The organism is Frateuria aurantia DSM 6220 (genome assembly GCF_000242255.2).
Lineage (GTDB): Bacteria > Pseudomonadota > Gammaproteobacteria > Xanthomonadales > Rhodanobacteraceae > Frateuria > Frateuria aurantia.
Map to the genome: position 1 here is coordinate 3,265,910 of NC_017033.1, position 10,639 is coordinate 3,276,548.

Consider the following 10,639-nt stretch of genomic DNA (forward strand, 5'->3'; position numbering starts at 1 on the left):
CCTTGGTCTGGTACCGGCCGGAACGGTACAGGCGACAGGATGACGACAGGATCGATCGGCATCGTGACCGTTCATGTTCCAGGAGTTCTCGCATGTCACCTCATCTGACTCGACGCTTGCTGGCCGGCCTGCCCTTGCTGGCCGTGATCGGAAGCAACGGCTGCAGTGCACCCGACCGCGACGGCAACCAGGCCGCTCCGACCGCCATGGCCCCTGCGTCGGTGCCCACGCCGAGCCAACCCGCGGCACCCGCCACGGCGGCCACAGCCGCGCCCGCCGCCGTTCCCAGCGCCGCGGAACTGTACCGGCTGGTCGCTCCCGTGGCCTTGTTTCCCGACCGGCTGCTGGCCCAGGTGCTGGCGGCCGCCACCCACCCGGACCAGATCGCGGCCGAAGCCGACATGCTGCGGCAGAATCCCGGCCTGAACGCGGCAGCCCTGCAGGCGGCCCTGACACCGCAACCCTGGGATCCGGCCGTCAAGGGACTGGCCAGCTTTCCCGACGTGCTGAACCAGATGGATCGCAGTCCCGCCTGGACAGCGGCCCTGGGCCGGGCCTATGCCAATGATTCCACCGATCTGATGAATGCGGTTCAGGTCCTGCGCCATCGTGCCATGAATCAGGGCCACCTCAAGAACACGCCGCAACAGACCGTGGTCAGCCGCACGGTCACGACCCAGACCGTCACCACCGGCGAGCTGGTGCCCGCGCCTCAGAGCTATGTGGAAATCGAACCGGCCCAGCCCGATGTCGTCTATGTCCCCAGCTACAACCCGGCGCTGGTCTATGGCGAGGACTACGGGGCATGGCCCGGCTACTACGAGGCCCAAGGCGGCTTTGATGCCGGCTGGTCGGGGGGACTGATCGGTTTTGGCACGGGCATTGCCGTCGGCGCCCTGCTGTCCCATCCTTGGGGCTGGCACCACTGGGGCATGCATTGGGGCGGCCCCCCGCCTCCGGGCGGCGGCATCGACGGGTGGCGCGCGCCCTCGGTCTATTATGACCAGCGCCATTACGACGTCCAGAACATCAGCATCCATGACAATCGCCAAGGCTTCACTGCCGGCGGCTTCCGCCGCCCCCCCGTCGGCATGGGGGCAGGACAGGCGGCAGGCGGCCCGATCGGCCGGCCCGGTGGCGGCTATGGCCCGCCCGGTGGTCACTGGCAGACGCCGCAGTTCAACCAGCGCCTGAATGCCCACGCCTGGGGCCAGGGCGCCGCATCTGCACCGGAGCTGAGCCGCGGGCCTACGTTCCAGGCCCATGCCGGCCCCCAGGGCGGTTCGGGCTGGAGCCCTCAACCGATGGCCGGCCAGCACAGCCACCCCGTCTCTTATATCCACAATGATTCTGCCGGTTCCCGCCAGCCACCGGCGGGCCTGCATGTCAGTACCCGAGCACCCGGCCAGGTCATGCAATCCGAAGGCTTCCGCGGTTTCCAGCGGGCAGGTGAGGCGCCGCAGCAGCGGTCGTCCCCATTCAACCGGGAGTCCAGCTTCCACCAGGAAGGCGGCTTCCATCCGGAGCCGCGCGGTTTCGGCAACGGCATGCGACCGGCCGGGCAGACCTTCCGGCCCCAGCCATCGTTCCAGCAGCATCAGGCACCGGTCTTTCATCCGGCGCCGGCGCCACGTCCGGCGCCACAGGGGCACCCGCACGAAGGCGGCGGCGGTCATCACCGCTGAGGCGGCTCGCCCGCCACGGGATAGGGACTTCCGTCTGTCAGCATCGCCCCGGCTTGCCGCCGGGGCGTTGTCTCACGCGGCGGCTTCGTCCGCAGGCGCCGGCTTCACCAGCCAGCGCACGGCCAGCAGGCCCAGCTCGTACAGCAGACACATCGGCACCGCCAGCATCACCATCGACGTCAAGTCCGGCGGCGTGATGAAGGCCGAGATCACAAAGGCCGCCACCACCGCATAGCGACGCGCACCGCGCAGCTGCTGCAGATTGACGACACCCATGGCCGCCACGATCACTACCGCCACCGGTACCTCGAAACAGGCGCCGAAGGCAAAGAACATCAGCATCACGAAGTCGAGATAGTGGGTGATGTCCGTCATCATCTCCACGCCCTGCGGCGTGACGGCCGTCAGAAAGCGGAAAGCGGCCGGCAGCACGGCAAAATAGGCGAAGGCCGCGCCGCAATAGAACAGGATCAGGGCCGCCGCCAGCAAGGGCCGGGCCAGCCGCTTCTCATGCTTGTACAGGCCGGGACTGACGAAAGCCCACAGCTGGTAGAGAATCACCGGCATGGCGATGAACAAGGCCACGAAAAAGGCCAGTTTCAGCGGCGTGGTGAATGGGCTGGCCACCTCGGTGGCAATCAGGTGCGCACCCTGCGGCAAACGGGCCACCAGCGGTTGCGCCAATCTGGAATACAGATCATTGGCAAAAGGCACCAGCACCACCAGCACCACCAGCAAGGCTCCGATCGCCTTCATCAGGCGGGAGCGCAGCTCGATCAGATGCGAGAACAGGCCTTGTTCGAGATCGACATCGCCCAGCCGGTCATTCAGATCAGGTCCGCTCATGTGACACTCCCTGTGTCGAAGGCACAACGGCAGCGGTATCCGTAGCCTTCCCTGCGGCCGATGGCGGCCGATCCTGCGCAGAGGCATCCGGCTGCACGCCGTGCCGTACCTGCTGGTCCAGCTCGCTGGCGCCCTGATGCACCGACTGGATCGAGGTATCCCATTGCTTTTTCATGCTTTCGGCACGCTCGGCCGCTTCGCGGGCGGAGCGACGGATTTCCTCGATTTCCAGTTCGCGTTCGACCTCGCTGCGGACGCTGTCCCAGCCGGTCCGCACCCGACGCAGCAAGGCGCCCACGGTCCGCGCCGCGCCAGGAAGCTTTTCGGGTCCCAGCACGATCAACGCGACAACCGCAATCAGCACCAGCTTTCCAAAGCTGATTTCGATCATTCCACCATCCCGGATGAGGCCCGACTCAAGGCTTACTTGACGTCGTGGGTTTCACGCTGCGAAGTCGTCTGGGCCGTTTCACGCGGCGGATCGGCCTGCAGGCGCTCATCGGAAGGCTTGGCCGGCTCATCACCTTCCATGCCCTTCTTGAAGCTCTTGATCGCACCACCCAGGTCCGACCCCAGATTGCGCAGCTTGCTCGTTCCGAACATCAATACCACCACCAGCAGCAGCAGAATGATATGCAGGGTGCTAGGCATAGTCTTTACCTCTTCTCACACGCAGGGCGATGTGGCCCAATGGAATCTACAGGATACCGCTAATCAAGGCTGCGTGTATGCTTTCAGGCGGTCCCTGAACTCGGTGACGGCGACCGGCACCTGACCCACACCGCCTTCGAAGATCCGCCGCGGGGTGACGCCTTCGCCATAAATGGCGGCATTGGCGGCATAGTCGGGCTTCAGCACGGCACCATCCAGCGCGATGCCGGCAAACAGACCCCTGGCACGGGAATAGGAATAGATCTCCGCATTCAGGCCGCCATCGGTGGCCGCACCGGCCGAACGCCCGACCGGGCCCGCCGCCGCCGAGGCATCGGCACCGATGGTGAATTTGCCACTCACCAGAGAGTCCACCCCGCGCTGGGTGCGGAACACCAGAACCAGATCGGTCTTGGAGACCCCGATCTGCAGACCGAAGCTGCCGCCTGCAATCACCACGTAACTGGGATAGGACCAGGAGCCGTCAGCCTGCTTGACCGAGATCAGGCCCTCGCCGCGGCGGCCTCCGAAGATCAGGCCCACCTTCAGGACATCGGGAATCACCGCCACCGCCCGCGCCTCGCGCAGCAGGTCGGTCGGGATCGACTTGTCCGGCGTGGCCATGATTTCACGCATGACGCGTACCGCATCACTGGCCTGCTGGCCGGGGCTGACATCGGCCAGTACGGGCAGCGACAGACTGAAAACGGCGGCTGCAAGCAGGACAAGCCGGTATACTCGGCGATTCTTCATCGTGACAACTCCATGGCGACGGGTGGGGAGGCCACACAGTCCGATCCAGTCCGGACCATGCGCCATTCCATGCTTCTGACATGCCGATGCTTGATCACAAGGGTCACGAGGATGTCCTGGTCCATGTACCGGGCATCATGCCGTCTGTCGTACATCAATCAGGTATCCTTCGAGTCATGGGCGACTATTACAGCAGATATCACCAGATGGCGGCGGATGCGCCGTCGACCGCGGTTCAGACTGGCGTGCTGCTGGTCAACCTGGGGACACCGGAGACGCCCACCGCCAAGGCGGTCCGTCCTTATCTTGCCGAGTTCCTGGGTGATCGCCGCGTCATCGAAGCGCCGCGCTGGTTGTGGTGGCTGGTGCTGCACGGGGTGATCCTGCGCATCCGGCCCCGCCGCTCGGCGCACGCTTATGCCAAGATCTGGACCCCGGAAGGCTCGCCGCTGCGGGTCGGCAGCGAGCGCCTGAGCCTGGCCCTGCAGCAGGAGCTGGAGCAACGCCTGCCCCACCCTCCGCGGGTGGCGCTGGCCATGCGCTATGGTCGCCCGGCGGTAGCCGATGCCATCCATCAGCTGCAGGCCCAGGGCGTGAACCGACTGCTGGTGCTCCCCCTTTATCCGCAATACTCGGCCACCTCGACCGGCTCGGTCATCGATGCCGTCGCCGATGCGGTCAAGCGGATGCGATATCCGCCCGCATTGTGCACCATCAACGACTACCATGCCGATCCGGCGCATATCGAGGCCCTCGCCGGCTCGATCGAGAACTGGTGGCAAGACCATGGCCGCGGCGACCACCTGCTGCTGTCCTTCCATGGCATTCCCGAGCGCTATGTCCGGGCCGGCGATCCCTACCAGCAGCAGTGCCTGACGACCGCGGAGCTGTTGCGCCGGCGCCTGGGTCTGGAGGAGACGGCGATGACGGTCAGCTTCCAGTCACGGGTCGGGCGCGAGCGGTGGCTGCATCCTTATACCGATGAAACCGTGCGCCGCCTGGGTGCCGAGCGGATCGGCAAGCTGGATGTAGCCTGCCCGGGCTTCGCGGTGGACTGTCTGGAGACGCTTGAGGAGATCGCGATGCAGAACCGCGAGCTGTTCATCGAGTCCGGCGGCGGCGATCTGCGCTACATCCCTGCCCTCAATGACGCACCGGCCCAGGTCGGGCAGTTGGCCGATCTGGTCGAGCGCCATACCCGGCAGTGGCAGCCGGCCTGAGCGCCACCGCCAGATACTGACGGCCCCGGTCGACCGCCCCGCCATCCCGGTGGCATCTATTGATACTGCAGGGTGAAGGTTGCGGTACCATTGCCCGGGCCGGCCCTGATCGGGGTTCCGGTCTGGTAGTACCGCGCTTTCAGCGGCAGACTCATGCTGCCATCGGTGGCGGTACCCAGCTCCAGGCCGTCACCGCCGAAGCTGACCGGGGTATCGCTGCGTCCGTCCAGCAACTGGATGCCGATGCCGGCGGCGACCGGCGTCGTCGGTGACAACTGCAACACGCCCGGTGCCTGGCCGGGATCGGTGCTGGCATCAAGACGCACATCGACGGTGTCGACGCTGCGATTGCAATTCAAACGTATCGTGAACTCACGTTCCGCCGCCGTGCTGCCGACCCCATGAAAAGCGCCGGCCGGCACACTGCCGAAATCCACCGCGATAGTCTTCGAGCCGGGATCGACCGTGCAGGACGGCGCCACGATGCTGACCCCGCCACTGATAATGCGAGCCGACATGATCCGTCGCCCGGGCCCCGAGGCCGTGTTGTAGTAGGTCGAATAAATGCCTGGCGTCAGATCCCCGGTCGCGATATCCGCCGCGGTCTTGACCAGTTCCACCCGCAGCCGCCAGCCGCGGAAGCTGTAGAACGCATTGCGATTCGCCTGCAGGGTGAACGGATACCAGTTGATGGCTCCGGCATTGGAAACCAGGGCCATCCGCAGCCCCACGCCAGCGAGGTTGGTGGCATAGACGTGATCCATGCCTGGCACCGCTTGCTGCCCCATGCTCAAGGCCCCGATGAAGTCGGTGGGCGCGGTGGAATTGCAGATCGCATAGGTATTGTTGTTGTTGATGTCGAAGGAACGGATCGCCAGCTCGCCACCGACGGCGATCGACGGATAGGTGATGACCCGACCGATATTCAGGTTCACGATCCGCTCCTGCCACGTCGCAGGAATGCTGCAGGCCGCGTGCAGGCCATGTCCCCACAACAAGACGGCCACCAGCATCAGCCAGCCCGGATACCGGCCTGCCAGCCGGCGTGAAACGGCGGGATGCTCGCTCATGCCTATTTCCTCCCTGCGGGCAGATCGACGGCAGCGGCCATGGCCGTGCAAGCCTGCCGGATGGTCTGGTAATACGCGGCTCCGGCCGCCTTGCGCGGCGGCAACTGATAATGGATCTCGCAGCGTTCGGACGGCTGCTCGCCCCATTGCACCTGCAGCCGGCCCTGATCCGGCATCGAGCGCACGTACAACTGGCTGGCCTGCCCGACGAGGCCGACCTGATGCCCGGCGGCATCGAAGACCGGCGCGGCAAACGGCAGCGGCGAGCCGTCCGGTGCCCGGCTGTCGATCAGCACGGCCCGGCCCTGGCGGGTTTGGAAGTCCAGTTTCACGATCGCACCGGCATACGGCGCGACCTGCTGGCTGGTGTCATCCAGCTCGATATCGGTGGAAAGTCCCTGCGGATCAATCTGCACGGTGTTCTGCCGATAGGGAATCAGATAGGGAATCACGGCATGGCCCCAGCGATCGATGCGCAAGCCCGAATAATTCGAGACCCGGGCGCCGCGGGCACCGGCTGCATGAACAATGGCCATGGTGTCGCCGGTTTGCGGACTGAAGCTCAGGCCGCCGCCATGCACCACCACCGAGCCGACCGCGCCCAGCGACGCCTGCCGGTAGCTGCCGCCCTGGCCATAGCTGCCGCTGAGCTGTGAATAAGGACTGCGGTACTGGACATTGGCACTGCCTTCGGTGCCGCCGCCGTCACGAGAGTCGTGCTGCATGGTCAGTCCGTAGTTGAGATTGTTGTCGATGCCAAGCGAGCCGGTCACGCCCAGCTGCTCCTGGGTATGGCCGCGATCGCTGCGGGTGATCGCGCTGTTGAGCTGAGGGGCGTGGCTGCCATAGCCCAGCGGCAGCGACAGGGTCAGGAAATACTGAATCTCCGAACGCCCGGCCAGGTCGCGCAGACGCGATGCCGACAGGTTGTAGTTGAGGCGCAGGCGCCGCCACACATTGTTGTAGCCCAGCTGGTACTGACTGGCCCGGCGACCGTCGCCCCAGTAATCCAGAGTCGATCCCGTCGCGTAGATCGACCCGCCACCCGATCCCAGCGACTGGTTCAGCGTCAGCTCGAAGCGGCTGCGTTGCCGCTGGATGGCATATCGTCCGACGGGGTCTGCCGCGATCTGGTCGCGCGCATAAAGATAGTCGCGCAAGCCCATGAAGCCGGAGGTGGAATACCGGTAGGCGGCCAAGGCGAACTGGGTCCCGGTGGGCTGGACAAACTTGCTGAAACCGAACTTGAAGCTCTGCCCGTTGCGACTTCCGTACCCGGGCAGCCGCAGACTGGCCCCGGTCACATCCAGCGAGAAGGCACCGGCACGTGTCATCACCGCCGCCCCGGCCAGCGCCGACACATATCCGGAGCTGGCCAGGGCGCCGGCATAGCCGGTCAGGCTGTTGCTGATGCCGCGCTGGAACGTGCCCTGCATCATCATCGGCCGGAAATGCAGGCTCTGCTCGCGCACCTTGCCCATCATCGCGCTGTACCGACTGATGCCCGGTCGCAGCGACTGTGCCACCGACGCATAGGGCACCGAAAACTGTCGCTGCGACCCGTCCGCCTCGGTAATCCGCACCTGCAGGTCGCCACCATAACCGGTCGGGTACAGGTCGCGGATCTCGAACGGTCCCGGCGCCACCGTGATCTGGTAGATCACATAACCATTCTGGCGCACTTCCACCCGTGCATTGCTGGTTGCCACACCGCGCACGATCGGTGCATAGCCGCGCAGGGAGTCCGGAAACATCCGGTCGTCGGTGCGGGCCTGTACTCCGCGATAGGCGATGGCATCGAACAGCTCGCCGTTGGTATAGGCATCGCCCAGCAACAACTGGGTTCGCGCGGACGGCCAGTAATACTGGGCATAGCTGGCGATATTCTGCCAGCGTCCGCCATAGCCGGACTGCCAGTTGAAGGCCGAAGTGTGCCGGAACTGCCAGGCACCGAGGTTGAAGCCGCCATCCAGCCCGGCATAGGCCGAAGTCTGCTCGATACCCGTCGGGCGGCGATATCTCCTGCCGTCCTCGAGCGGCCGCCCGGTCACCGGATCCAGAGCGCCCGGCGGCACTTGCGGATCGGGATGAAAGTCCATGCTTCGACCCTCCATCCGATACTGATAGACATTCACCGAATAATTGAGAAACCCCGCCACAATCCCGTGCGACCAATATTGGGGTTCGACATAACCGCGTGCCTGGCGCTGCAGGGCCACTTGCGGCACGGACAGATCCAGCCGCATTTCGCTGCTATCGTAGCGGGCGTTCGCCTGATCGACCCACTCCGGCAACAAGCGGCAGCGGCTGTCGGCCGACGCTTTCATGCCCGCCACGGCGGCGGGCTTGATACCCAGCTCATCCAGCTGCCCGGAGGTGAAGCAAGGCCAGGCCGTCATGCTGGCCGGTACCGCCACGAAGCGGATGCTGCGGCGACCGATCCAGTCGCCATTCACATGGATATCCACGCTGTAGCTCCCCGGGTCCACCGGATTGCCGTGTGCATAACGGCCAAGGTCCAGGCCCTTTGCGCGTCCGGCCAGAAAAGCACTGTTGAAACTGGCGTCGGTCGGGGCAGGAGCTGCCGCCGATGCCGTCGGATCCAGGGCCGCCGACGGCCAGGCAACCACGGCCGGCGACACCGCCGCCAGCAGGACCGCCAGGGCGGCTCGCCGCCCCGCCGCTTGAAGACATCCGGAATCCGTATCCGCCGGACGGCACAAAGCAACGCGCAGCTCGGGGGCATCACTCCTCATCAGCTGAAATCCTTTTCGCAGAATGAACAGCCACATCGCGTCCTTGCGATGCAAGACCATGCCGATCACTACTCAGAAGTGACCGATGTGCTCGTCACTGCCTCCGTAATCATTGATGGTGGTGAAACGGATATCTCCATGCGTGGGCAGCGATGCCGCGGTCCCCTCCAGTTCGAAGCGCTGCGTGCCACCGGGGGCGACCATCCCGCCGTGCCGGCTGCGCCATGAAACCGTCGTGGCAGGCACGGCGGCCGCGACCGTGCTGAAGGAGACGAAGTAAGGCGATGGATTGCTGCACTCCAGCTGGATGCGTCCCGCGTCATCCTTGTGCAGTGTCCACTGCAATTGCCGGTAGGCCAGCAGTGCCCGACCCGGCAGTTTTTCCGGCCGGTAAAACACCTTGATCCGCGAGCGGATCGCCAGCTGCAGATAGTTGCGCCCCGAACCCTTCGCCGGCATCGGCGGGACTTCCAGCACGTTCAGCCAGAACACCGACTCCCGCTGCTGCACCAGCGGTGCCCCGGCGAACATCAGACGCAGACTCATGCCGCGATGCGGCTCGATCCGAGAAATCGGCGGCGTGATCACGAAGGGCGTCCGGGCCTGCTCCGGACTCTGCCGGGCATCGCCTGCGTCCAGCCAAGCCTGGATCAACGATGGCGTCTGGCCGCGATTGTCCAATTTGATGGTCACCTCTTTCGCCTCGGCGGGATAGATGACACGCGTACTGTTGATGACCACATCAGCGCTGGCGTTCCGACCCGCGATCAAGGCAAGAACCGCCAGACACCGTGCCACGCACTGGCCGGCATTCATGATGGATATCCCTGGAACAGCCCCGACGGAAGGCGGACCGGAAAGCTCCGGTCCGCCTGCGAACCGCTTACTCGTAAGCGATGGTGTAATTGATCCGACTGGCCACCAGACCATCGGTGGAAGCACCGTTCACGGCCACGTACTGCACATAGTAGTTCAGGGTGGCGGCACCATCCTCGAGGGCCACCGATTTGGAGTTGGTCGCCGCCAGATCGGCAGCCCCCAGGGTGATGGCCGTGGTGTCCTGATTCAGCAACTGCAGCTCGACATTGGTGGCCTGACCGTCACCCGTGTCGTTCAACAGCTGGCCGGTGCGCAGGTCGACGGTACTCCCCGGTTCAAAATAGACGGCCACATTGCCGGTCGCCGGCGAGCAATTGCTGAGCGCGATGTTGAAGGGCGTTCGCCCGGCCCACTGCCCCGCCGCCGACAAAGTCTGCTGGGAGACGGTAGGCAGGGTGACCGTGAAGTCGACCCCTCCGCCATTGCCGCTGATATCGCAGGTCTGGGCCGTGATCTGGCCATTGAAGTTGATCAGTCCATCCGCAGCGCGGCTGGGCGTGGACAGGGCCGAAAGCCCGAATGCAGCGACCGCAGTGGCGGCCAGAGTCAATGTTTTCACTTTATCCTCCTTGACATGAAATATACGGACCAACCGTATCCCGACAGGCCGTTGGCAGCTTCCGTGTGCCTTGGCTGGATCAGCGTGGCGCGACCCACCCGCGCCCCGGAGCGGAGCCGACGGCTTGTCGCGAATCGAGTGTCATGAATCACGCAATGAATGTCAATAGTGATATCAATCACATTACTGACCTCTATTTTCACGACTCATGCACACATCG

10 protein-coding genes are annotated in these 10,639 nt (G+C 64.9%); 2 read left to right on the plus strand and 8 right to left on the minus strand.

Annotated features, from left to right (window positions below):
• Window positions 1–92 precede the first annotated feature (92 nt).
• The gene (locus FRAAU_RS16670; protein WP_014404334.1) at window positions 93–1,685 is read left to right on the plus strand and encodes a DUF3300 domain-containing protein; all 1,593 of its coding nucleotides are present in this window, start codon (window positions 93–95) and stop codon (window positions 1,683–1,685) included.
• Between the two features lie 72 nt (window positions 1,686–1,757).
• Here the strand turns inward: FRAAU_RS16670 and tatC are convergent, their stop codons facing one another.
• From tatC to FRAAU_RS14865, 4 genes are all read right to left on the minus strand, one after another.
• Window positions 1,758–2,531, minus strand: a complete 774-nt coding sequence (tatC, locus tag FRAAU_RS14850) for a twin-arginine translocase subunit TatC (RefSeq protein WP_014404335.1) — start codon at window positions 2,529–2,531, stop codon at window positions 1,758–1,760.
• Entirely contained in the window at window positions 2,518–2,922 is a 405-nt protein-coding gene (gene tatB, locus FRAAU_RS17035; protein ID WP_014404336.1) for a Sec-independent protein translocase protein TatB, read from the minus strand. The genes tatC and tatB overlap by 14 nt, the downstream gene beginning before the upstream one ends.
• A gap of 32 nt (window positions 2,923–2,954) precedes the next feature.
• Window positions 2,955–3,182 (minus strand): twin-arginine translocase TatA/TatE family subunit, encoded by a 228-nt coding sequence (tatA, locus tag FRAAU_RS14860; RefSeq protein WP_014404337.1) that lies wholly within the window; start codon window positions 3,180–3,182, stop codon window positions 2,955–2,957.
• 63 nt (window positions 3,183–3,245) lie between these two features.
• Complete coding sequence (locus FRAAU_RS14865) at window positions 3,246–3,935, minus strand: lipid-binding SYLF domain-containing protein (protein WP_014404338.1); 690 nt, start codon at window positions 3,933–3,935, stop codon at window positions 3,246–3,248.
• 176 nt (window positions 3,936–4,111) lie between these two features.
• Here FRAAU_RS14865 and hemH point away from each other — a divergent pair, with 176 nt between their 5' ends.
• A complete protein-coding gene (hemH, locus tag FRAAU_RS14870; RefSeq protein WP_014404340.1) occupies window positions 4,112–5,155 on the plus strand; it encodes a ferrochelatase in 1,044 nt (347 codons plus the stop codon).
• 56 nt (window positions 5,156–5,211) lie between these two features.
• Here the strand turns inward: hemH and FRAAU_RS14875 are convergent, their stop codons facing one another.
• The 4 genes from FRAAU_RS14875 to FRAAU_RS14890 all read right to left on the minus strand — a co-directional run bounded on the left by FRAAU_RS14875 (window position 5,212) and on the right by FRAAU_RS14890 (window position 10,419).
• On the minus strand, window positions 5,212–6,225 hold the full coding sequence (locus FRAAU_RS14875) for a fimbrial protein (protein ID WP_014404341.1): 1,014 nt from the start codon (window positions 6,223–6,225) through the stop codon (window positions 5,212–5,214).
• Window positions 6,226–6,227: 2 nt separating this feature from the next.
• Window positions 6,228–8,981, minus strand: coding sequence for a fimbria/pilus outer membrane usher protein (locus FRAAU_RS14880; protein WP_156803434.1), 2,754 nt, complete (start codon window positions 8,979–8,981; stop codon window positions 6,228–6,230).
• Window positions 8,982–9,053: 72 nt separating this feature from the next.
• A complete protein-coding gene (locus FRAAU_RS14885; protein ID WP_014404343.1) occupies window positions 9,054–9,797 on the minus strand; it encodes a fimbrial biogenesis chaperone in 744 nt (247 codons plus the stop codon).
• A gap of 67 nt (window positions 9,798–9,864) precedes the next feature.
• A complete protein-coding gene (locus FRAAU_RS14890) occupies window positions 9,865–10,419 on the minus strand; it encodes a fimbrial protein (protein ID WP_014404344.1) in 555 nt (184 codons plus the stop codon).
• Window positions 10,420–10,639: the final 220 nt, after the last annotated feature.